Below are 23,587 nucleotides of genomic sequence, written 5' to 3'. Positions count from 1 at the left end.
AACTTAAAAGCTTTGCTTTGCAAAGCTTTTAAGTTTTTTTCTTGTGGTTCGTTTGATTGTAAATTGCTGTATCTTCGATAGCATAGGACTTATAGCAACGCAAGAGATAGATAGGAAAAATCAAAACCAAAAAGATGAGTGGCGGCGCGAAGCGCCGCCACTCATCTTTTTGGTTTTATCTCCTAAGCAAAACTTACATTGCTATAATTGACGATTTTGACTTTGGATGCAGCTTCTGTTGCCTTTTGACGAGATTCTATAGCATCTTTTCCCTTTGCCAAGGCAACACCCATGCGACGGTAGGGGCGAGAATCTGGCTTGCCAAACAAACGAATTTCTGTGTTAGGAATCTTAAGAGCTTCTTCAACGCCTGTAAAGGAAATGTTAGCGCTAGTTTCGCTGGCAAGAATGACCGCACTTGCCGACGGGCTAAGCAATTCAATCGTGGGAATTGGTAAGCCTAAAATTGCGCGTAGATGGAGTTCAAATTCGTTAAGGTTTTGAGATATGAGGGTAACCATTCCCGTGTCGTGGGGACGGGGAGACAGTTCAGAGAAAATTACTTCATCTTTGGTGATAAAAAACTCTACTCCAAAAAGCCCTGCACCGCCAAGCTTATCGGTGACCTTGCGGGCAATATCTTGAGCTTGTTTAACCTGAACTGACGTTAAGCCGACGGGTTGCCATGATTCTTGATAATCGCCTCGTTCCTGACGATGCCCAATTGCTTCACAAAATAGTGTCTCCCCCTGCCATTGACGGATTGTTAACAGGGTGATTTCGACTTCAAAATCGATAAATTCCTCAATAATAATTTTAGCAGTATCACCTCGCCCTCCAGCGATAGCATAGTCCCAAGCTTTCTCCAGTTCATTTGCATTTTGCACAACGGATTGACCTTTGCCAGAGGAAGACATTACAGGTTTAATCACATTTGGAAAACCAATTTCGGCAGCAACGGTTTTTAGTTCATCAAGGCTGTTGGCATAAGCGTATCTGGCAGTTCGTAGCCCCAATTCACTACTTGCCAAATCTCGAATGCGATCGCGGTTCATAGTGAAATTGGTTGCGGCAGCAGTGGGAATAACGGTATAACCTTGAGCTTCCAGTTCGAGTAGTTTCTCGGTGCGGATTGCTTCCACTTCTGGCACGATTAAATCAGGCTGATGTTTCTTTACGACAGCCTCAAGGGACTCCCCATCTAACATTGAAATCACTTCTCGATTATCGGCTACTTGCATCGCAGGAGCATTGTCATAGCGATCGACTGCAATCACCGTATTACCCAGTCTTTGGGCAGCAATAACAACCTCTTTACCCAGTTCTCCAGAGCCAAGAAGCATAATTTTTTTTGGTAATGTGATCGCCATGAAATTCACCTTGTTATTGCATAGTTATTGCATAGTTATAGCGTTTTTCAAGCAAGCGAGGTACATTCACCCTGAATAATAAACGCTATAAATTTTAATTCACAAAAGTGCGACGACACTTTTGTGAATTAACGTCAGTTCGACAAAAGCGAAAAATAGTAAGAATCGCTAAGCGATTCTTACTATTTTTCGCCATTTGCGTCGTGCGAAGCACGACGCAAATGGCTATATCGAACTCACGTTGAATTAAAAACTAAGTCCAGCAGGAGTTTTAAAAGCAAAAAATGGCTGCGCCATTTTTTGCTTTGGTCTTAAGCGATCGCACCACTACAAGAACTACCCTTGCCTGCGGTACACCCAAAACAATGACGACCCGTGATGATTTGGCGATCGGCTAATAATTGAGGATTAAAATCACGGATATGCAAATATTGGCGATCGCCCATTTGACTATCTAATTGAATTTCTAAATCCAACATCTGATTGAAGTCGCAATCAAATAATCTCCCATCCCAAGATACAGAAATCGTATTTCGACACATTAAACCTGATACGGTGTCAGGGTTATAGGAATTGACTAGCAGTTCCATATAAGCTGACAAATTACCAGACTGCTCTAGCCATTCCAGATGACGAGAAATTGGCATATTGTTAATCGCAATTAGGCGATCGAAGGTAATTCCATGATTTTCGCTTAAACCTTGCTTCCACATCTGCTCTAGTAACGCCGCTTGATTGCAAGATAGGGTAGCATCGGCAGGATTGCTGACTAGAGTTAGTTTGAGATGCGGATCACCTTTGCCATAACCCACTGCATTTAGGCGATGCAGAGCTTCTATAGACTGCTCAAAAGTGCCATCACCTCGCTGTTTATCGGTATTTGGCTGACGAAAATGGGGAAGAGAGCAAACAACTTCTACTCTATGTTCGGCAAGCCATTTTGGTAAATCCTGCATCGTAGGAAGAAGCAGCACAGTGAGATTGCAGCGATCGATTACATGCTTACCACGCACGACACATTGCTCAACCAAATAGCGAAAATGGGGATTTAATTCAGGAGCGCCACCTGTAATATCGACAGTATGGGCTTCCGTCTGATCGAGGGCCTTGAGGCAGTCATCAATAGTTTGGCGATCCATATTTTCGCGGCGATCGGGCCCCGCATCAACATGACAGTGCCGACAGGTCATATTGCAAAGTTTACCAATATTGATTTGGAAGATTTCTAACTTGGATGGAGTTAGTTGTTGCCAACCATTTTTACTAATAGTTGAGGCAAAATCACCTTGCGCTGGCAAGTGTTCAAGGTCAAGGGATTCTAATAGTTCAATTTGATTTTGGGGACTAGATAAAGCAGCGTGACGTTGGTTTAGAGAAGTAGTTGCGGTGGGGGACATAGTTGTTTAGAAGAGGGAGAGATAAGCTAATAAATTGGCGGTGGTGTGGTTTTTGATTTTGCTTGCAGCACAATCAAAACTCTTGCTAAGAGCATTTAAGTAGCTAGGCATAAGTAAAACCTAAAGCTAGAAGTTGTCCCGCCCGCGTAGTGGGCGGGACAACTTTCTAGGTTTTTAGTTTACTTATGCCTAGCTACTTATTCAGTTACTTTCTCATCTAGAGCTTTACGGGCAATGCGGGTAACATATACGGTGACAGCTACCGTAGCAATAAAACCGACAATGCGAATAATCCATTGAATTATGGGATCGGTGGGTTGATTCTCGCCGCCAATTCTGGCGAGATCACCTGCTAGAGAGCCAATGTAAACGTACATCACCGTACCAGGGAACATCCCCACGGAGGCTAAGGCATAGTCTTTGAGTGAGACTCCCGTGACCCCAAAGGCATAATTGAGCAAATTGAAAGGGAAGATTGGTGAAAGGCGAGTTAATAAAACAATCTTGAATCCTTCATGGGCTACAGCCTTGTCGATCGCATTAAATTTTTGATTACCAGCAATTTTTTTGCCGATCCAGCCACGTGCGAGATAACGTCCGACCAGAAAAGCGGCGATCGCGCCGATCGTTGCACCGATAAATACATAGATTGAGCCAAGGAATACTCCAAATACCACGCCTGCACCCAATGTGAGAATGGAACCTGGTAAAAAGGCAACAGTGGCGATGATGTAAATCCCAATAAAGGCTATTCCACCGACATAGCCAAGGCTTTCTACCCATTGCAAAGCATTACGAAGTAATTCTTGGGGATTAAACCCTGCTGTGGGGGCGGTTGTTTGGGCTAAAGCTGGACTCGCCATCAAAAGAAAGGCGATCGCTGCTAGAGCTAAATTTGGTGCTAAATGAATTAGCGATCGCCCTAATCTCAGCGATATAATTTTGTCGATCAGCATAGTTTTTAGCTTTAGTTGTAGGTTATCCAAATTCATTAAAAAAATAGAACAAGCGAAGCCTGTTCTATTTTCAAATTAACAACAGCCACCACCGTTGTAATGCCAAGTAGAATCAGTGATCATTACTTCTTGCGGGAACTTATTAGCAAGATTTTTGGCGGTTTTATCACAGACAGCGACGGGATTGCCGCGCAACAAAACATGCCCAGCGCGATCGTCTAAAATCTCTTCAGTTCCATTATAAATGGCAGTTCTACCCGTAAAGATGCAAGCGCCATCTTGAGCGATGGGAACTTTAAAAGATACAGAATCTAAACTCTCCAGTAATAGTGGTGCATCTAATTGAAATGTTTGCGTATCAAGCAGGCGATAGGGACGACGGGCGCGAATTTCCACCTGTCCAAAGCCTGCATCAACAAGCTGTTGGGTATATTCCGCATAGGTCATCGCTCCAGAGAGACACATCGCTCGCAGACGCTGATCGGCTTGCAAATGGCTAGGGATGGGGCGAGTGGCGATCGGGTCACTCATGATTAATCGCCCTTTGGGTTTGAGAACACGATAGACTTCCTTAAGAGCGCGTTGCAAATCGTCAGGTTCAAAGATATTAAATAGGCAATTCTGAGCAACTACATCCACAGAAGCATCGGGGACAGGCAAGTTAAACGCATCACCGTCAAGGATTTTGACAAAGCTGGCATCAAACCAAGTATTTTCTTTTGCTGCGAGTTGGAGATTGCGAGTAGCCGCATCGCGCATCTCGGCGACAGGATCGACAGCAATCACCGCCGATGGACGACGACAGAAATAGGCAAATTGCAATGCTTCTAAACCACCACCGACCCCAATATAGAGAACCGTTGGTGATCCTGTTAATTCCGTTGGCTGAATGGTTGTACCACAGCCATAGTTCATTTGTTGAATAATTTCGGGAATTTTCAGATCGGGATATTGTAAGGGTGGGGTACTGATACAGCACAGACCAACTTGAGGGGTTTGGGCGGCTTCGGCGTAAAATTTAGCAGTGGTTTCGAGATAGGTCATGATTTTGTGATGGTTAACTGAACTTAGTTAATAACTTTAAGAATGACTGGGTGCGGGGAGTAAGTAGAGTTTTACGATAGGCATCGGCGGCTTTTTTGATCGCATCGGCTTGGGTGGGATAGGAATGAATCACACTGGATAGAGTATTTAAGCCCTGTTTGGCGACGATCGCTAAACTAATTTCGCCAATCATTTCGCCAGCATGACGGGCGACAATCGTGCCGCCAAGAATGCGATCGCTACCTTTTTGATGCAAGATCTTCACAAAGCCCTCCGTTTCACCATCAAAGATAGCGCGATCGACAGCAGTAAAGGGAATCTTAATCTCATCGGTTTCCAGTCCTTTGGCACGAGCCTCACTAGCATACATTCCCACATGGGCAATTTCAGGATCGGTAAAGGTCACCCAAGGCACCACCAAATCACTAACTTTGCTACGTCCTAAGCTAAAGGGAGAGAATAGCGTATTTTTGATCACGATGCGGGCGGCGGCATCGGCAGTATGCGTAAACTTGAAATTTGAGCAGATATCACCTGCGGCATAGATGTGGGGATTAGTGGTTTGCAGATAATCATTGACTACGACCCCACGGCGCTTGTCGTAATCTACGCCCACCACCTCTAGATTTAATCCTTCCACATTTGGCGATCGCCCAGTTCCAACCAAAATCTCATCAATTGATATGGTCTTAGACTCTCCATTTTGCTGATAGCTGATGACTTTGCCATAATCTTTGGCTTCAACGGATTCTAATTTTGCTCCTAAAACCAGCGTGACTCCGTCATTCAATAAACTGGTTTGAACGATTTCAGCAGCATCTGTATCTTCGCGATCAAGGAGATGACTGTTTTTGTGAATTAAAGTCACTTCACAACCCAAGCGATGGAAAGCTTGAGCGAGTTCACAGCCAATTGGCCCACCACCAATCACCGCCAAACGTTTGGGGCGTTCGGTAAGCGTAAATACAGTTTCATTGGTGAGATATCCTGTCTCGCCTAAGCCTGCAACCTGTGGGCGTGCTGCTCGCGCACCTGTAGCAATTACCGCTTTTTTAAATTGTAATCGCGCTCCATTTACCTCCACAGACTTCTCATCGACAAATGTAGCTGCTCCCAAAAACACGTCAATTCCAAGGTTATGGAATCTTTTCACTGAGTCATGGTGACTGATACTAGCCCTTATACGTCGCATTCTTTGCATGACCGCAGCAAAGTCAATGTCAATATCTCTAGCATGAATACCAAAAGTAGCACCATTGAGAATATCTGATATTACTCTTGCTGAACGAATTACACATTTAGATGGGACACAGCCTACATTCAGACAATCCCCGCCCATGAGGTTCTTTTCAATCAGCGCAACTTTTAGTCCTAAACCTAGCCCTGCGGCTCCTGCGGCGACCACCAGTCCAGCCGTACCTGCCCCAATTACTACTAAGTCATAGCACCTCGCAGGATCAGGATTGACCCAATCGCGTGGATGCACATCCGCGAGAAGAGCTTGATTATATTCATCCATCGGTTGAATGAATGATTCATATTCATTTAAGCTATGTTGGTCAGAAGCACTCATTGATTTTAGTCTCTTGATTTAAGGACGGTTGTGAACTAAAGATATTTGGTTAAATATTTGGCTAAATATTTGAATAAATATTTGAATAAATATTTGAATAAATATTTGAATAAATATTTGAATAAAAAGGAAGCCTGTCTTAGTCTTTGGTGATTTGCTGGAGCGATCGCTTAGCAATTCGGGCAATATAAATGCTCACAAATATGGTGGCAAGTAGTCCAACTAAGCGCAGACTCCATTGAATGATTTGCGTTTGTGGACTACTGTCTAGTTGAGAGTTAATCAGGTTAACATCCATAGCCAAAGAACCAAGATAGACATACATAATCGTGCTGGGAATCATGCCGATTGAGCCTAAAATATAGTCTTTTAAGGCGACACGGGTAATTCCAAAAGCATAATTAAGCATATTAAATGGAAAGATGGGTGAAAGACGAGTTAGCAAAACGATTTTGAATCCTTCTTTACAGATGGCTGCATCGATCGCTCTGAAGGTCATATTATTCCGAATTTTTTGACTGACATAGCCTCTAGCACAATATCGTCCAATTAAAAAGGCAAAGGTTGCGCCTAAGGTTGCGGCAATAAACACATAGATTGAACCAAAAAACACACCATAGAGAGCGCCCCCCCCTAGGGTTAGGAACGAGCCAGGAATAAATAAAACTGTGGCAAGATTATAAACAATAATGAAGGCAACGATGCCAATTACTCCCTGATCTTTGATCCAAGTAATGATACTTTGCAGTAACCCATTGATATTCAGGTAGTGAAATATCATCACTAACAAGGCGATCGCGATCGCATTAAGAATTATTCTTAACCAAAATCGATATTTAGTTAATCGAGATCTCGCCATGGGATATGTCAAACTCTCAAGTTGTATCGACCTAATTTAAATGTAACCTGTTAAAAGAGTAGTTTTATGAGGGAGAAATAAATTTTTTGAAATGAATATCTCGTCAGGGGCAGTGAAAGAAGTGCTACACCCTGACGAGGTTACCCTTGACTGCGTAGAACATAACCCACGCCGCGCACTGTATGCAGTAGCCGTTTCGGATTATGCACTTCTAACTTGATGCGTAAAGCCCGAATGTAGACTTCAATAATATTCGACTCGCCCATGAAGTCATAGCCCCACACCGATTCGAGGATCTGGTCACGGGTTAAAACCTGCTGGGGATGGCGCAGCATAAATTCTAGTAAATCAAACTCTTTGGCAGTCAGATCGACCCTCTGCCCTGACCGACGGACTTCGCGGGAAGTGTGGCTTAAAGTAATATCTTCAAACTGCAAATTATCGTTCGCTTCGGGATACATCCGCCGCATTCTTGCATTGATTCTGGCAAGTAGCTCCTCAATGCTAAAGGGCTTAGTGAGATAGTCATCGGCTCCTGCGTTTAAGCCAGTGACGCGATCGCTGATTTCATCCTTAGCCGTCAGCATAATGATCGGCACTTGTCCCCCCGTTTTGCGTAGCCTTGTGCAGATATCTAATCCTGATATTTCGGGTAACATCCAATCTAAAATTACCAGATCGGGCTGCGTATCACGGGCTAGTTGCAAACCATCTAAGCCAGTCGTCGCCACAGTTATTTGATAACCTTCTAAGCCAAGTTCCATTTCGATAAATTTCGATAACTTGGGGTCATCTTCAATCAGTAGAATGCGATTATTCATCGTTGCGGATTCCATAGGGGTAAACTGATTGTAAAAATACTACCCTCATTTGGTTTGGACATGAGGCTGATTTTGCCATTCATGCCTTCCACTAAGCTCTTGGCGATCGCTAAGCCCAGTCCCGTGCCGTCACGAGAACGAGTGGAAGGATCGTCACTGCGATAAAAACGCTCAAATACCCGATGTTGGTGGACAAGGGCAATGCCAATGCCGCGATCGCATACATGGATCATCGCTTGATCTTCTCTAGTTTCCATTTGGATTTCCACTGGATCGGCAGAATATTTAATGGCATTATCCACTAAATTAATCAAAACCTGTTGCAGCCGATCTTGATCAGCCAGAGCAACAATATCTTGATCTTGGACAATGGCTGTAACTGAGCGATCACTAACCTTGGCACTCATCGCCGCCACTTCCGCAACTAAGGTATTTAAAAAAACGGGAGCTTGCCGAAAATGTAAATTGCCACTATCGGCACGGGCAAGATCTAATAAATCTTGGAGCATCTGGATCGTGCGCTCGGTTTCGGCGCTAGCGGTTTCGATCGCTTGTTTTTGATAAATGCTGAGGTTGTCGCCACGACGTAGCAAGCTTTGCAAATAGCCACAGATCACGGTCAAAGGCGTGCGTAACTCATGGGATACATTGCCGACAAATTGACGCTGCTGCTCCCAAGCGCTCGATAATCTCTGGAGCATTTCATTAAAAGTCTGCGCCAATCCCAAAATCTCATCGGGAGCTTTTGCTAGTTCCAATTTGGCATCACTGAGATCATCAATGGAGATCACGCTTGCCATCTGACTCATTTCTTGCAAAGGCGAGAGGGCTTTGCGAATTCGCAGGGCGATCGCCACAATCAAGATCACCGTTGCACTAATACTAACGATGATCAATCCATAAAGACCATTATTTAACTGTAACTGGTCGTTGGTAACATCTTGGGAAAGATAGACCTTGCCAACAAGTTTTCCATTGACCGTTAGATTATTACCGCACATCACCACATAGCGATCGCCGATTTGGATCACCTGTGGCGTGGTTGGTACTTCGGTATAGCCAATATTTTGTAAATCTGCGGATAGGTCATAGTTATTTGCTGATTTGGCAATAACTTCGCCATTGTCACCCTTAACGAGAATCGCTAAATCAGAAGTGGCAACTTTGTTAGATGTGCGTTCTATTCCTGCTTTAACTCCCCCTGTTTCCATATACATTTCCACTTGATCGGGAAAACGCATCGCCACATATTCCAGCATTTGCTTGTGACCATTAACCACTGTCTGTTCCATTTTCCAACCTGCCCAAACAGACACCCCCGTTAAGCTAATTACAGACATAGCGATCAATTCTACAGTTAAACGAAACTGTAGGGAGTTTGGGGAAACTCGCTTTTTAAATATATTCGCGATCACATTTCTAATTGATTTATACATTGGCTTTGTTTCGTGAATAGTTATTCAGATCCCCTTAAAAAACATGGTGCGTAAACGATTCTGTCTGTCTTCGCTTCTAGGTGTTGATCCCCCCCAGCCCCCCCTTGAGAAAGGGGGGAGAATAAATTAAATTTTCTTCTTCCCCCTTTGCAAGGGGGATTGAGGGGGATCTTTCGTAACTCATGCTATAGCTGATAACTTGTGTGTACACGGTAGCTTTTTAAAGGGGGAGAACAAATTAAATTTTCTTCTTCCCCCTTTACAAGGGGGATTGAGGGGGATCTCTTGATGCTTTTAATCATAGGAGTTGACTAAAAAATTTTAGCGGTGTGCTGCTCTATATCAAACTCAAAACGTTGGCTATAGTTAGTTATGCCGTAAATGTTGAAACTGATCGTGGGTTCATCGCCGATCGCTTCGATCTGATGGATTGCCTCAGGCATCAGACAGAGAATGTCACCAGATGTAAGTGTATGCTCTCCTGTTTTAGTAAGGCGATCGGGATATTCAGCACTAGGCGATCGCTGCCAAAAAGTGTTTTTCTCTTCGCCATCAATCAGCGCCACAATTCCCCAAGTTGCATGATTATGAATTGACGAAACACGCTGTGGCGACCAAGCGACTGTCTGCACCGTTAGCGCAAAATCTGGCTCATCATAGATCATCTGCACAGACCAACCCGTTTCGCGATCGGGCAGGGCAAAACTAGTCAAAATCCATTCCGATTCATTGAGCAAGCGCCGCACTAATGGACAGATTTTTTGCAATCGCAAGCGATCGTCTGCCTCTTGCCAGATGATATTCTCCACATCGGTGAGAAATCGATAGAGTCGATAGGGGATGGGATATTTTTCTGTGAATGAATCTTCTTGCAAATCTTTTTGCATAGATTCAAAGGAAATACATTGGCTTTCATTGTTAACTAACCAGTCTTGAGCGATCGCTTGCTTTAATTCTGTTGATTGCACTAGATTTTCCTTCCTCGAATGAAAGCCGCTATAGCCTGAAATATGGGTTTGTTCTAGTCTAGAGCTTGGTTGAAGGTTATTGATGAGTGCCGTGTGACTCTAAGATAAATTTTTGATAAAGATTGTATTTTGTTTGTTGATCGGGCTTAGGTGTATAGCAATCCCTAAATCATTTGTAAGAAAGGCATGGTTTAACCCTTTATTTATAAGCTTTAGATTCTCACGGTTCTTTTAGGATTGTTATAACTTGATGGTGTATTTTCCTGTCTCAAAGATCGCATTGGCGACCAAAATTTAGTGATTATTAAAAGAATTAGGGAGCAAATCTCGAATTGTGAGATGAAAGCTACTCATATCTTTTAACTAACTCTTTATTTCTCATTCATGATCTCCTCATATTCTGAAATCAAATGAAAGCTATGGTTTTAATATGAATTAATATTGATATGAATAAATTTTCATGCCAGTATTATAGCTGTAGTCAGTCTTGTTAGGACATAAAACCCAAATAGTGTGAAGTGGCGCTTCGCGCCACTTCACACTATTTGGGTTTTGATTTGCCCTGATACAGGTGGCTATAGCTATAACACATCTTCTTCTTTGCCGATCGCGCGATCGCTATACCTATGAATGCGTCCCCAAGATCCAGATTAAGTTCGACAAAACCAGCCCCAAATTTTTGTGCTGAAAAGCTCAAGGTTTTAGCTGATGCCACGCGCTTATCAGTTTTAGAGTTACTGAGAGAACAGCCAAGGCACGTTGGTGAAATCAATGCAGCGCTTGGTTTAGAACAGAGTTTGCTTTCTCACCATCTCAAGGTGTTGCGGGAAGCAGGTTTTGTGAGATCTGTCCGTGACGGTAAAGCCGTGCTTTATCATTCTGTCGCCGATCTGCAATCTGAAAATGGCGCGATCGGCATTAATCTTGGCTGCTGCGTTCTCTCTTTCCCCAATGAAATTTAATCCTGTTATGTGGAACCCTCATCCTCTCTCCCCTTCTCCCAAGAGGGGAGAAGGGGAGAGAGGATGAGAGCAGATTTTCTATCTGCGTAACATGAATTACTAACTAAAAATCAATCATAAAAGGCTTATCCGTGAAACATTTCAAAACATTAACTCCCCTAACTTTTGGCGCGATCGCTCTGCTCTCGCTGCAAGCCTGTTCCCCTAGCAATACTCCATCTTCTGCTAATTCTGCTACTCCTGCCTTACAGGGAAAACTCGTATTAACAGGATCGAGTACCGTTGCTCCTTTACTGTCAGAAATTGGCAAGCGCTATGAATCGAAACATAATGGTGTGAGGATTGATGTACAGTCAGGCGGTTCTTCACGAGGTATTGCTGATGCGCGTCAGGGAGTTGCGGATATTGGCATGGTATCGCGAGATCTTAAGGAAAGCGAAAGAGATTTGCAATCATTTACCGTTGCGAGAGATGGAATATCAGTAATTGTGCATAAAGAGAATTCAATCGCCAGTCTTAGCGATCGCCAGATTGTTGATATCTATACCAAGAAGGTGGATAACTGGAAGCAAGTGGGTGGCAAAGATGCGCCGATTACAGTTGTCAATAAAGCTGAAGGGCGCTCTACGTTGGAACTCTTTGCCCAATTTTTTAAATTGAAAACCACGGAAATCAAAGCAGATGTAGTGATTGGTGATAACGAACAGGGGATTAAAACTATCGCAGGTAATCCTAATGCGATCGGTTATGTATCCATTGGTTCGGCAGAATATAGTGCCAATAATGGCGTAGCAATTAAGTTATTACCGATGAATGGTGTAGAAGCAGCGATCGTCAATGTTGCTAATAAAACATTCCCCATCTCTCGCCCTCTCAATCTTGTCACCAAAGCAACTCCCACAGGACTTCAAAAAGACTTTATCGATTTTGCGCGTTCTCCAGAGGTAAACGACCTTGTTAAAGCCCAATATTTTGTCCCCATTCAATAATAAATCAATTAACAAACCAACTAATAGCTCCATCAATGAATCAATCTTGTCTTGGGTTTTGCGGATTCTCGCGGCAATCTCAGGCATGATTGTGTTGTTAATTGTGGGTTTTCTAATTTGGGAAGCTTTACCTTTACTCACCAAAATCGGACTGCCACGCTTTTGGAACGATGCTTCTTGGCATCCTGCTAGTCAAGAATTTAATCTTGTACCGATGCTATGGGGAACGATCTTGGTGATGGCGGGATCGGTATGTTTGGCAACACCTTTGGGAATTTGCGCGGCGGTGTTTATGCAATATTATGCGCCGCCAATGATCGCGCTAATTTATCGCCGCCTTATTGAACTGTTGGCAGGAATTCCATCGGTAGTTTATGGCTTTTGGGGATTGGTGGTAATTGTGCCTTTGATTGGCAAAATCCGTCCTCCTGGGGCAAGTTTATTAGCAGGAATTTTGATTTTGACTTTGATGATTTTACCGACGATCACTCTAGTTGCGGAGGCGAGTTTTGCAAATGTGCCAGATGCTTATCTGCGTGGAGCCGCAGCGTTGGGCGTTGGACGTTGGGCGATGATTCGGAATGTGGTTTTTCCTGCGGCAAAGTCGGGCTTGATTGCGGGTGTCATTCTAGAAACAGGTCGGGCGATCGGCGAGACAATGGCGGTATTGATGGTTAGTGGCAATGTGGTACAGGTTCCTGACAGCATATTTGCGCCAGTGCGAACTCTAACTGCAAATATTGCTCTGGAAATGGCATATGCCATAGATGACCACCGCTCCGCTTTGTTTGTTAGTGGTGTGGTGCTAATGAGTTTAATTATGCTACTCGTGGCGATCGCTGAAGTAATTAATCAGGAGCAAAGCGCTCAGTAATGAATAATGAACATCGCGATCGCTCGATCGCAGTCTCTATCTGGTTAATGGCAATCTTAGTAATTGCCCCCCTATTTTGGTTGCTCAGCGATGTTGTGCAGCATGGCATTGGACAAATTAATTGGCAATTTTTAACCACTGCGCCGCGCAATGCAGGACGTGACGGCGGGCTTGCGCCAATTCTAGTATCAACGTCTTTGATTGTGCTTGTATGTTTGGGAGTTTCTCTACCGTTGGGAATTGGCACAGCGATTATGTTAGCTGAGTTTAGTCCACAATCAAATTCTTGGGAAAACCTTTGGGGGCGCTTAGTCCGTCTAAGTTTAGATGTATTAGCAGGTGTGCCATCGATCGCCTTTGGACTATTTGGCAATGCCTTTTTTAGCAAGACTCTTGGTTTAGGATTCTCCATTTTGTCAGGTGGGCTAACTTTAGCCTGTATGGTCTTACCGATTTTAATTCGTTCCACTCAAGAGGGATTAAGGTCAGTGCCAGAGGATTATCGGCGCTCGGCGGCGGCTCTGGGGCTGTCGCGCCCATCGGTTTTATGGACATTGCTGTTACCTGCGGCAATGCCTGCGATCGTGGTGGGGATTTTACTAGGCTTGGGCAGGGCGATCGCCGAAACAGCCGCCTTAATTTTTACGAGTGGTTATGTGGATCGGATGCCAACTTCTTTACTAGATTCGGGGCGATCGCTGTCAGTGCATATTTATGACCTTGCCATGAATATCTCAGGAGGTGAACCCAAAGCCTATGCGACAGCCTTAGTTTTAGTGATCAGCCTAGTGACAATCAACGGGGTTGTTTCATGGCTTGGTGCATGGTTTCGCCATGATTTTTAGAAGAGAAAGCGCGAAGCGCTTTCTCTTTCACTCAATATTACTATTTAAATCCTATGTCAACTAATTCTATTTCTCCAATATTGCAAACACAAAATTTATCCTTATGCTATGGCAAAAAGCCAGCCTTTGAGAATATTAACTTAGCGATTCTCCCGAATAGCATTACGGCTCTAATCGGACCATCGGGCTGTGGTAAGACGAGCTTTCTTAATTGCCTCAATCGACTGATTGAACTTACGCCAAAATATCAACTCTCAGGAGAAGTTCTTCTTGATGGTGAAGATATCCACAGGATTAATGTCGTCAATTTGCGCCGCCGCGTGGGGATGTTGTTTCAGAAGCCGAATCCTTTTCCATTATCGATTATCAAAAATCTGGAATTCCCTTTGCGTGAGCATGGCATCAAGCAGCGCCAACAAATTGATGAGATTATCGAATCTAGTCTGCAACAGGTGGGACTCTGGCAGGAAGTAAAAGATCGGCTCCAAAGCTCTGCACTGTCTCTTTCTGGTGGGCAACAGCAGCGCCTCTGTCTAGCCCGTGCGATCGCCCTGCAACCAGAAATATTATTAATGGATGAACCATGTAGCGCTCTCGATCCCATCTCTAGCGAAGTTATCGAAGATTTAATGCTACATTTACGCAATCAATATACTTTAATCGTGGTTACGCACAATCTTTCCCAAGCGCGGCGTATCGCCGATCAAGTTGCAGTTTTCTGGGTACAAGATCAAATTGGCAGATTAATCGAGTCAGGTACAACCGCGCAGATTTTCGAGTCCCCTCAACATTCTTTAACTAATGCTTATATCTCAGGAAGAAAAGGCTAAAAAATAGCCAAAAAAGCATAAAAAATGCGGCTCCGCCGCATTTTTTATGCTTTTTTGGGTGTAGCTGAATGTTACTGATTATAAAAATGTAAACGTCCAAAGCCCAGAAATTGTCCACGACTGGTTTGACCTTCTGGAAATGCGGTCACACCAAATAGATACACACCACTGCCTCCATTAGAAAGATTGTTCTTTGCGCGTATAGCGATCGTTACCGTTTTCCCAGGAGCGATCGGTTCTGCAAAAACCACTGATGCATTACCACGGGCAGGAGATTCTCCGCCGACACTAGCCAAAGCAATTGTTGCTGCTCCAGATAATCCGTTACCAAAATAGGCTCGACTTTCATTGGCAACAAACTCAACTGGATCTATATTACTAGTCTGTTTGATTTGTAAGCTCTTCAGAGGTTTTCCAGCATTTTCAGGAACCTTGACTGTGAAGTAATAAGTTGTTGCTCTATCTAAGGTTAAAGAGTCAGTATCACTATCAATCAGGGTTGGCGGACTATTGAAAGCGGTTTCGCCATTGCTGAATTGCACAGCATTGGCTGGCGCAACAAATGCAATACCACCTAAAACCAAGGCGCTTGAAGCGAGAAGCGAGAGGAAAGATAGTTTTGCATTTTCATTATTTCGGTTAAACATATTACGAGTCTCCATATATTTTGTATTAGCTTGTGGAGAGTTAAGGCTTAAAGTACTTCAGAAGAAACTTTCCAGACCGCTAATTTGTTGATGAATATATTCTCTACTCCTTAGATGAGTCCTATATGAGGGGTGGCTTAATATCATATAAAACATATAGTTGTCGGTATAGTAAACTACTTAATCGGAAAAAATAAAACCTGTGCCACGCAAAGCGTGGCACAGGTTTTGGGGTTTATATTCTCATAGATGGGCGCTGACAAAATTGTTGATACCATATTGCTAATTGCGGATAATTGGGCTGCCATAGCCAGTTAGTTTGCTTTTCCATACTCAGAGCTACAGCAAGGATGACATGAGTTAGAGAAAGATTTTGTCCTAATTTATGAGCGATTTTTTCAAAATAATCTAAACATCGAGATGCTCTTAATTGCTCTAGGTCGATAATTGCTAATGATTGTTCATGACATGGACGTAAATATTCTCTTGCCCAAGTACAGACTCCTTCTAGAAAAGATGTGGTCATCCCATATAAATGTTGAGCGAAAAGATCATTAGGCTCAGGGAATAGAGCGATATCAGGGTTAAGTTGATTCAGATATCTACCAATTAATTCTGTTTCGACTAAGATAAATTGATCATCTGTCTCTAGAGTGGGTACTTTGCCAATAGGGTTATATTTTAATAACTCACTATGGCGCTCCTAAATGAGTTGTAAGATTTTGAGTGTTGTGAGAGAGCGCCCCGAAGGGGCGCTCTCTCACAACCTATTTAGGATTGCTATATGGCGATCGCACAAAGAGACAATTTCTAGCTGAACGCGAGCATTTAGTCCCAGTTCCAAAATTATGATTCTGACAATTCTGGCATACGGAGAGGCTGGGGTATAAAAAAGTCTCATAAAGTCTTAGATGTTGGCTCTGGTAATTCCACAGTTAGAGATTTGGGACGACAGAACTTAATTTCAATTCGCTGACAAATAGCATTTTCTTGAGTCAAATCTTCGATATAGATAGCTTGTGAATCTTTAGCCTGCTCAAGATTCACAAAAGGACCAAAATAATAAATATAATTGGGATTTAGGGTCTCAATCTCAATCCAACAAGCTAATCCGACAATTTCTAGAACCTGTAAAAGTAGTTCTTCAAGCTCATTAGGTTTGGTGATGTGGCGATCGCTAGATTGTTGAGCATGATCACTATTTGCTCTATTAATAGTCTTGTCAATAGATAGATACTTGGCAGCATTCGATAACCATTGGAGATGTTTGGAAGAATAGCCAAATTGACTCATTTTATTATATTTCCTGTTTATTTAAAGATCATAAAGTATTGCTAAATGGCATTCTATGCCATTTAGCAATTACCTAAAAAAGGCTGGATATACAAAGGCAAAAGCGGTAGTGCTGGGAACTGTAGAACCATCACTTTCTTCAATAATTACTGTTTCTAATTGTTGTTCCCATCGGGCGCGAATTTGACGACCATTGAAGTTGATGGTCTGGTTGCTAACACGTTTTACTTCCTCATGGATAAATTGATGACTGACTCCTGAGAAGAGATTGTTTGGCGTTTTCTGATCGGGTTCCCATACATAGCTAACGATCGCTTTGGGATGATGAGCGAGTTTGTCTTGATTACGAACAGGAAACACAAGATCTTTACTGGTTAAGTATTCACCATAGGGATAACGGAAGTAGTCTCGGCTATGACCTGTTTCGGTAGATAGAACTTGGCTATTGGGATATTTTTTGAGCCAATTGCCAAGGTTAGTTTTGACAATTGGCAAACGTTTTAAAGGTCGGTTTACTTGAGAACCCACTACGCCTATTGCCCAAGGTTGTGCATAGAGAGTATCATCAGCGCGATCGTACATAACTAAACAGCTTTGATAGAGCTTTCCTGAAACCCCATAGGTACTATTACCACGCTCAAAAGCTATTCCTGTATCACAGAGAGGACAATAGGAAACTGTAATATTACGATCGCCAAGACGATCATTAACGATTTCATGCCAATTTAAAATTCCCAATGGATAGGCTTTTGCTTCTCCATTAATCACTACACCAATTACCTGCTCATCACTTTTAAAAGAGGTCGTTTGAGCATTATCAAAAACTGGTTTGTCAATGCTGGGAATTCCATCTTTAGGCGGCCCGCCATTTAGTAGTTGGGTCAGATCAATCCTTGTATTTTTATCTGGATCAACATTCTGCGATCGCAAATCGCCTAGCTCTTTATTTTGATCGTGAAAATGTTGTGTCAAAGCAAACATCTTCAGTTTTAAGTTGTCTTGTCCAATGGCTTGAACGGCTAAAGTTGTCATCAAAATTATTAGGCTGGCTCCGCCGATAAATACTATTTTTTTGGAATACTTCATGGTTTTATATATTTAGTTAGTGAATTCATCCTTCTAAAATAAAAATCAGTGAAATTTTTAAAATTACTGCTTTGCAGTAATTTTAAAAATTTCACTGTAAAAATTAGGTGTGAGAGGAATGCATACATCTATAAGATATCCATCCAAGATGAAGCTGACATGAGTAATAAATAAATAATTCTCAATCAGATAAACTTCACAATGTAGGAGATTCACTTTCCTACAGCAATTACCGATCAAGCGAATCGCAAGAAAAGTTTTGCAAGAATGCAAGCTTTATTTAATATCCATCTACCCCTCATCTGAGACTCATTTTTCTCATCTTTAATAGACTCAGTCTTGAAATCAGTCTCATATTTCACCTGAGAAATCTCTATGAAAGTTAAGTATTTGACAACTTTGACCGCGATCGCCTTTAAGTGTTGGCACAGTGATCGCCTTGGTAAAGCCAGCATCTCTGCAACAATCTCTATCCGAAGCGATCGCAGGTGAAGCCGCCTAGGCCCAATCCGCTAATGTCGGTGGACCGCTCGCCAAAAAGTTGCAAGGCAAGCCTGTAGTTGTTGATATTTATGCTAGTTGGTGTCCTGCTTGCAAAAACATCGCCCCAACCGTCTCCGATCTAAAAAAGAATACGAAGGCAAAGTGGAATTTGTTGTACTTGATGTATCGGACAAATTCACCACGGCGGCGGTGGAAGCTATTGCTCAAGAGCTAGGACTGAGCAAATTTCTTGCCGAGAATAAAACCCAAACAGGATCGCTCACAATTGTCGATCCTGCCACGGGCAAAATCTTGGCGCAATAACGCAATAATCCAGACAAAACAGCTTACTCCAAAGTATTAGATGCTGCTCTGACAAAATAAATACAAAAGCATTCCATTTGTCCTAAAAAAAAACTAGATAAATGGAATGCTTTTCATCTCCCATCTCAGGAACCCTTTATGAAACACCTTCAGAAACCTGATCGCGATACCGATCTTGTTATGCAAAATTGCAGTGCTTGCGAAACCTTAGAACCTCTGCTCCATCAACTTGCTGCTGAACAAGAAGGCAAATTCTATCTAGCTGATATTGATATGACTGAAGAGCCAGACTTGGCAATTAAGTTAGGTGTTCGCTCTGCGCCAACAGTGGTTCTATTCAAAGGCGATCGCCTAATTGAGAAAATTGCAGGACTTAAGCCCAAAAGGTTTTATGCTGAGATAATTCAGAAGCCTCTATAACTTACTTGGATAGAGGTTATTTATGTATGATTGCTGCACTCCATCTAATGATAAATTTCCTGTTAAAAAATCTGTCCTAATTTGCCCTCACAATGGCAAGCAAGGTAAATTAGCTGGATTAGTCACTCTTAAGAGTTTACTTATTCCCACAGCTTTGGAGCAAATCAATGCTGAATCTATCTATCACTTTTGCAAAAGTAGTGATTGCCCAGTTGTTTATTACTCAGAAAGCCAACAGGTATTTAATACAGATCAATTGAAAATCCCAGTCTTTCAAAATATGCAGAATTTTTGGATAGGACGAGCGGCGCTCATCCTATGCTTATGCGCTACCTAAACATTAGATTAAAAAACTTAAAAAATTAAAGGAGAGTATATTATGAGCCTAACCGAAGATTTAGCCAGCTTTTCTGCACAAACACAATTGCAGGTTCCTCCAGAAATCAAAGCAATCATGCAACAAGCAGCAGGAGAACTGGCAAGTTCGGGAATTGTCAATCATAGTTTGCGAATTGGTGACAATATTCCCGATGTGAATTTACCCAATGTAATTGGTGAACCTGTAAGTATTCAAAATCTTCTCAAACATGGATCTGTCGTAATTTCTTTCTATCGTGGCGGCTGGTGTCCCTATTGCAATTTAGAGTTACGGGCTTTGCAGCAAGCTTTACCTGAAATTCAAGCACAGGGAGCGATTCTAGTTGCTATTTCTCCCCAAACTCCCGACAATTCTCTGTCAACGGTAGAGAAAGCTAAACTCTCCTTTGAGGTTCTAAGCGATGTTGGTAATTATGTAGCAAGGGAATTTGGATTAGTGTTTACAGTGCCTGAAAATCTTCGCCCGATCTATGCCAAGTTTGGAGTTGATTTACCTGCAAGCAATGGCGATCAGAGTTTTGAGTTGCCGATTCCTGCGACCTATATTATCAATACTGATGGAGCGATCGTCTACGCTTTTGTAGATACTGACTATACCCAAAGGCTAGAGCCAGAGAAAATTGTCACGATTCTCAAAGATTTACACTCAACTAGGTAGATAGGTGAAGTTAGTTAAAGGGTTTGACTGAGATCCTTATCTGAGATCTTGCACCATCCTAAAAAGGGGTTGCGAAAAGACGAGAGATGTGAAAAAAAGGGCGTAGTACTAATTTAAATAACGATATGGAAACCATAGTTAAGCACGCCCAAAGGCTAGTAGTCCGCCACTAGAACTTTGACTAGTTGGGGGTTATCGAAACGAGCTTTGCTCGTTTCGATAACCCCGCAAATTTCCTTTGGCAGTCTACTAGTTTATAGCCTTCTGTGCTTTATCCCAGTGTGTATCAAAAAGCCAGTCTGAATCCTGAGTAGTTACCATTTACGCTAAATAAAAGACTTCTCAAACACGCTCTTAAGCTTCGTTCTCAAAGTAGAGGAGTAGATGGTCATCTTAGCTGTATCCTTTTGCATGAGTGTATTCGCAAGTGTGGTGTATCGGCTTTAGCTAATGAGAGCGCCGCCAATGGGATTGGTGAGTATATTTAGTGAACTCACGATCGCCACAATCTGCTTAGGCGTATATAGCTCGTCGTAAGACTTGCCTTTAAAAGGATTGAGGGTAGCATCTAAGTTGGCATCATCAACTAAGCGATCGCCATCTGGTTCTATCGTTGGTCTGTTAAGTAGCGCCCTTACTCCAGCGGCATGTCTAGCTTCTACAGAGACAATCGAACCAGCCGCAAGCAAAAATGTGGGATTAGTCATGCTCATGCCTGCGCCATTATAGGCATGTACGCCCAGATCTTCTAGCGTAACTGCGGTATCTAAAATGCGATCGCGGTTAGAAAGAATATCGTTGAGACCAGAGAAATTAAAACTTAAATCTTCTGTTGTAAAGAGAGCTTGGTTAGCTAAAACACTACGAAGAAATTTCACATGGGAAACCTCTTGAGTGCCGAAATACTTCATATATTCAAGTTCTCGACTATTTGTAATTTTGCCCGAACTGACTACGGCTTTATAAAAAGCAGCTTCAATTTCTTCTAATAACAAAGCGAAGTTGAGAATGCCAATATCATTAGCATTAAAGCTGAGCATCTTGCCACGACTGTTTGACTGGGCATAGATCGCTTGCGGCATAGCCCCAATTGCAATACCACCAATTCCATAAATCCCCCATTTGATCAGGGAACGTCGAGAGGTAGAAGGCATCTTCTTGCTAATCATAGTTAATCTCTCCAAAATAATCCAAATAAATAGTGATAGATACAATCTAAGTAGCTAGGCATAATTAAGAACTAAAGCTAAAACCTGTGATGCACGATACTGTCGGGTCGTCTGCTCAACAGGCGGTCTAGCAATTTGGGTTTAAGTTTACTCATGCCTAGCTACTTACTACAGATGTTACGTGGAAGTTTCTCGCCCCCTGCTCTCCCATCAAGGAAGAGGGGGGAGTAAGACTAATTTCTTATGCCCCTCTCTCCTTTTGGGTGAGGAGTGAGGGGTGAGGAGTCTAGAAACTTCCACGTAACATCTGTTACTACTTGAGTGACTTGATGAACTTGCTTTACTATGAAATAAATTGTAATAGAACTCATTCTCTACTAAACTTCATTTCCAGATTGCAAAGCATTTACACAGTCTCAAAAATGGGTTTTATCGGTTAAATGATTTAGAGGCTTGATTCCAAGCATCTTTCACTGCATATTTAGCCTGTTCCCAAGGTAAACTTCCAGTTTGATTAGCTTGATAGTCACGCCGCAAATCCGTATCAACTTCGCTATAAGTGCGACCACTCTGCCCATAGCGCTCGTATCCTTCATAGCCAGTACGATAGGCTGGTTGATAATCTTCGTAAGTTTTATCAGAATCAATATAGGTGCTAGAAGTATAAGTCTCCTGCCAATTGGTTTCTTCAAAAGTAGGATTAACTTGCTCAGCTATATCCTTGCCCGCTAAACCACCAACGACTGATCCGATGACAGCACCAACGACAGCACCAACTGGTCCACCAACAGCACCACCGATGACTGTGGCTACAGTGCCAGCACCTGTAGCTCCTACACCCGTTCCCAAAGGATGCGACCCAACTTCTCCCGTAATTGGATCGAGATTGGCATCACTTTGATCGGTAGGATTTACATCTCTATTTACATCTCTATTTACATCTCTATTTACATCTCTATTTACATCTCTATTTACATCTCTATTTACATTTCTATTAGTCATTTTGCCTGTCCTTTAAGTTTAAGTAATTTGTCTGGATTTGAATTACTGATGTTTCGTGGAAGTTTCTAAGATCCTCACCCCTAGCCCCTCTCCCTCAGGAGAGGGGAACAAGAAAAATATGGGTTTTGCTCCCCTTCTCCTGCGGGAGAAGGGATGAGGGTTCCACTTAACATCAGTAATTCTTAAAAGATTCTAAGAAGTTTTAACTAGGCGAATTCCATATAGTAAAACTACTGCGCCAATGGTTGCCACAACCAAGCTACCGATCAAGCCACCACCTGTCGAGACACCAAAGGTATTAAAGAGGAAACCACCTAATAATGCGCCGACAATACCAACAATAATATCGCCCAGCACACCGTAGCCACCGCCTCGAACTATCTGACCAGCTAAGGCTCCGGCGATAAGTCCAATCAAAATAAACCAAATAAATTCCATTAGATTTTCTCCGTTTGTCCATTTCAAAAATTTGTGAATGAAGAGAATAGGTTGATTTTCAAGTTACCTATCTTTTTTGGTATTACTGACCCAAGAAGTTTTTGACAGAATCAATCGCTTCTTCAACCTTGTTACTAGCTTTATCTGATAGAGCTTGGGTATTTTCTTGGGCTTCATTGGCGCGATCGCCTGCCATCTCCTTGGTTTTGTCTACACCGTCAGCAATCCTGCCTTTACCATTTTTAGCCATATCCTTAGCTTTATCAACATTTTCCTTAGTACCTGTTTTCAAATTGTTGGCTAAGTCCTTAGCCCGATTTCCTGTATCCTTGGCAAGGGTTTTAGAGGTGTCGCTCAATTTATCAACTTGGCTCCCAATACTAGCTAAGGGAGAGGCGATCGCATTTTCATTAAAAAAGCTAACCTGCATCATCAAAACTAGTGATAAAGCAACAGCAAAAAGAAAGATTTTTTTGATATTGTTCATTAAAGTTACTGGAACCTTGGTAGTTAGAGTTTTAGAAAAAACATTACTACTTGCATTGACTGAAATATTAGCCATTATTTCTCACTTAACTTTATTATGTCTTTAATACATTTGTTAAGACTCAACCTAACAACCGATTGTTTGATCTCATGCAGAAGTGTTGAATGATAGAAAAAAGCTAGAAAAACACGCTTCTAATTTGATAAATTAGAAGCGTCAAAACAAAAAATAATGTTAACAATGTTATCTAACTTCCCTAAGATTGTCAAACAACTACT

The 23,587-nt window shown here is 42.4% G+C and carries 25 protein-coding genes and 2 pseudogenes; 9 read left to right on the top strand and 18 right to left on the bottom strand.

What is annotated here, in order from left to right:
• Positions 1-182 precede the first annotated feature (182 nt).
• From purT to VB775_RS08960, 9 genes are all read right to left on the bottom strand, one after another.
• Complete coding sequence (gene purT / locus VB775_RS09000) at positions 183-1,370, bottom strand: formate-dependent phosphoribosylglycinamide formyltransferase (RefSeq protein WP_323216738.1); 1,188 nt, start codon at positions 1,368-1,370, stop codon at positions 183-185.
• Positions 1,371-1,681: 311 nt separating this feature from the next.
• Positions 1,682-2,767, bottom strand: a complete 1,086-nt coding sequence (gene arsS / locus VB775_RS08995; protein WP_281009636.1) for an arsenosugar biosynthesis radical SAM (seleno)protein ArsS — start codon at positions 2,765-2,767, stop codon at positions 1,682-1,684.
• Positions 2,768-2,964: 197 nt separating this feature from the next.
• Positions 2,965-3,723 carry a TVP38/TMEM64 family protein gene (locus tag VB775_RS08990; protein ID WP_281009810.1) on the bottom strand — a complete coding sequence of 253 codons (759 nt, stop codon included), beginning with the start codon at positions 3,721-3,723 and terminating at the stop codon, positions 2,965-2,967.
• Positions 3,724-3,798: 75 nt separating this feature from the next.
• Positions 3,799-4,767 carry an arsenosugar biosynthesis arsenite methyltransferase ArsM gene (arsM, locus tag VB775_RS08985; RefSeq protein ID WP_281009809.1) on the bottom strand — a complete coding sequence of 323 codons (969 nt, stop codon included), beginning with the start codon at positions 4,765-4,767 and terminating at the stop codon, positions 3,799-3,801.
• A 13-nt stretch (positions 4,768-4,780) separates the two neighbouring features.
• Positions 4,781-6,340, bottom strand: a complete 1,560-nt coding sequence (locus tag VB775_RS08980; RefSeq protein WP_281009808.1) for a mercuric reductase — start codon at positions 6,338-6,340, stop codon at positions 4,781-4,783.
• Between the two features lie 139 nt (positions 6,341-6,479).
• Entirely contained in the window at positions 6,480-7,199 is a 720-nt protein-coding gene (locus VB775_RS08975; protein ID WP_281009807.1) for a TVP38/TMEM64 family protein, read from the bottom strand.
• 140 nt (positions 7,200-7,339) lie between these two features.
• Complete coding sequence (locus VB775_RS08970; RefSeq protein ID WP_281009815.1) at positions 7,340-8,020, bottom strand: response regulator transcription factor; 681 nt, start codon at positions 8,018-8,020, stop codon at positions 7,340-7,342.
• Positions 8,017-9,456, bottom strand: a complete 1,440-nt coding sequence (locus VB775_RS08965) for a sensor histidine kinase (protein WP_281009806.1) — start codon at positions 9,454-9,456, stop codon at positions 8,017-8,019. The genes VB775_RS08970 and VB775_RS08965 overlap by 4 nt, the downstream gene beginning before the upstream one ends.
• A gap of 311 nt (positions 9,457-9,767) precedes the next feature.
• The gene (locus tag VB775_RS08960; RefSeq protein ID WP_281009814.1) at positions 9,768-10,343 is read right to left on the bottom strand and encodes a cupin; all 576 of its coding nucleotides are present in this window, start codon (positions 10,341-10,343) and stop codon (positions 9,768-9,770) included.
• A 707-nt stretch (positions 10,344-11,050) separates the two neighbouring features.
• Between VB775_RS08960 and VB775_RS08955 the strand changes: the two genes are divergently transcribed.
• The 5 genes from VB775_RS08955 to pstB all read left to right on the top strand — a co-directional run bounded on the left by VB775_RS08955 (position 11,051) and on the right by pstB (position 14,924).
• Positions 11,051-11,386: an ArsR/SmtB family transcription factor gene (locus tag VB775_RS08955; protein WP_281009805.1), complete on the top strand. Its 336-nt coding sequence runs from the start codon at positions 11,051-11,053 to the stop codon at positions 11,384-11,386.
• A 131-nt stretch (positions 11,387-11,517) separates the two neighbouring features.
• Complete coding sequence (locus VB775_RS08950) at positions 11,518-12,375, top strand: phosphate ABC transporter substrate-binding protein (RefSeq protein ID WP_281009804.1); 858 nt, start codon at positions 11,518-11,520, stop codon at positions 12,373-12,375.
• A gap of 85 nt (positions 12,376-12,460) precedes the next feature.
• Positions 12,461-13,249, top strand: a complete 789-nt coding sequence (pstC, locus tag VB775_RS08945) for a phosphate ABC transporter permease subunit PstC (protein WP_407073015.1) — start codon at positions 12,461-12,463, stop codon at positions 13,247-13,249.
• Entirely contained in the window at positions 13,249-14,094 is an 846-nt protein-coding gene (pstA, locus tag VB775_RS08940) for a phosphate ABC transporter permease PstA (RefSeq protein WP_281009803.1), read from the top strand. The genes pstC and pstA overlap by 1 nt, the downstream gene beginning before the upstream one ends.
• Positions 14,095-14,147: 53 nt before the next feature.
• The gene (pstB, locus tag VB775_RS08935) at positions 14,148-14,924 is read left to right on the top strand and encodes a phosphate ABC transporter ATP-binding protein PstB (protein ID WP_281009802.1); all 777 of its coding nucleotides are present in this window, start codon (positions 14,148-14,150) and stop codon (positions 14,922-14,924) included.
• 71 nt (positions 14,925-14,995) lie between these two features.
• Here pstB and VB775_RS08930 read toward each other — a convergent pair whose 3' ends face one another.
• From VB775_RS08930 to VB775_RS08915, 5 genes and pseudogenes are all read right to left on the bottom strand, one after another.
• Complete coding sequence (locus VB775_RS08930; protein ID WP_281009801.1) at positions 14,996-15,571, bottom strand: DUF2808 domain-containing protein; 576 nt, start codon at positions 15,569-15,571, stop codon at positions 14,996-14,998.
• Positions 15,572-15,806: 235 nt separating this feature from the next.
• Complete coding sequence (locus VB775_RS08925) at positions 15,807-16,097, bottom strand: hypothetical protein (protein WP_281009800.1); 291 nt, start codon at positions 16,095-16,097, stop codon at positions 15,807-15,809.
• Positions 16,098-16,163: 66 nt separating this feature from the next.
• Positions 16,164-16,256: pseudogene (locus VB775_RS26415) on the bottom strand (glutathione S-transferase N-terminal domain-containing protein); the annotation flags it as partial.
• Positions 16,257-16,468: 212 nt separating this feature from the next.
• A complete protein-coding gene (locus VB775_RS08920) occupies positions 16,469-16,864 on the bottom strand; it encodes a DUF1816 domain-containing protein (protein WP_281009799.1) in 396 nt (131 codons plus the stop codon).
• Between the two features lie 69 nt (positions 16,865-16,933).
• Positions 16,934-17,950, bottom strand: a complete 1,017-nt coding sequence (locus tag VB775_RS08915) for a DUF3179 domain-containing protein (protein ID WP_281009798.1) — start codon at positions 17,948-17,950, stop codon at positions 16,934-16,936.
• A 502-nt stretch (positions 17,951-18,452) separates the two neighbouring features.
• Here VB775_RS08915 and VB775_RS08910 point away from each other — a divergent pair.
• The 4 genes and pseudogenes from VB775_RS08910 to VB775_RS08895 form a co-directional block, all read left to right on the top strand.
• Positions 18,453-18,757 (top strand): annotated as a pseudogene (locus VB775_RS08910) (thioredoxin family protein); the annotation flags it as partial.
• A gap of 138 nt (positions 18,758-18,895) precedes the next feature.
• Positions 18,896-19,177: a thioredoxin family protein gene (locus tag VB775_RS08905; RefSeq protein ID WP_281009797.1), complete on the top strand. Its 282-nt coding sequence runs from the start codon at positions 18,896-18,898 to the stop codon at positions 19,175-19,177.
• 22 nt (positions 19,178-19,199) lie between these two features.
• Complete coding sequence (locus VB775_RS08900) at positions 19,200-19,514, top strand: hypothetical protein (RefSeq protein ID WP_281009796.1); 315 nt, start codon at positions 19,200-19,202, stop codon at positions 19,512-19,514.
• Between the two features lie 42 nt (positions 19,515-19,556).
• A complete protein-coding gene (locus VB775_RS08895) occupies positions 19,557-20,213 on the top strand; it encodes a peroxiredoxin-like family protein (protein WP_281009795.1) in 657 nt (218 codons plus the stop codon).
• Between the two features lie 443 nt (positions 20,214-20,656).
• Here the strand turns inward: VB775_RS08895 and VB775_RS08890 are convergent, their stop codons facing one another.
• The 4 genes from VB775_RS08890 to VB775_RS08875 form a co-directional block, all read right to left on the bottom strand.
• On the bottom strand, positions 20,657-21,382 hold the full coding sequence (locus VB775_RS08890) for a ferritin-like domain-containing protein (RefSeq protein ID WP_281009794.1): 726 nt from the start codon (positions 21,380-21,382) through the stop codon (positions 20,657-20,659).
• 429 nt (positions 21,383-21,811) lie between these two features.
• Positions 21,812-22,384: a hypothetical protein gene (locus tag VB775_RS08885; protein ID WP_281009793.1), complete on the bottom strand. Its 573-nt coding sequence runs from the start codon at positions 22,382-22,384 to the stop codon at positions 21,812-21,814.
• Between the two features lie 192 nt (positions 22,385-22,576).
• Positions 22,577-22,822 carry a GlsB/YeaQ/YmgE family stress response membrane protein gene (locus VB775_RS08880; protein ID WP_281009792.1) on the bottom strand — a complete coding sequence of 82 codons (246 nt, stop codon included), beginning with the start codon at positions 22,820-22,822 and terminating at the stop codon, positions 22,577-22,579.
• Positions 22,823-22,904: 82 nt separating this feature from the next.
• Positions 22,905-23,384, bottom strand: a complete 480-nt coding sequence (locus VB775_RS08875; RefSeq protein WP_281009791.1) for an antitoxin — start codon at positions 23,382-23,384, stop codon at positions 22,905-22,907.
• Between the last annotated feature and the right edge of the window lie 203 nt (positions 23,385-23,587).

It is taken from the genome of Pseudanabaena sp. CCNP1317 (assembly GCF_034931345.1).
GTDB classification, from domain to species: Bacteria; Cyanobacteriota; Cyanobacteriia; order Pseudanabaenales; family Pseudanabaenaceae; genus Pseudanabaena; species Pseudanabaena galeata.
Note: the sequence above shows the minus strand (reverse complement) of the source record. Positions and strands in the feature narration are given on the sequence as shown.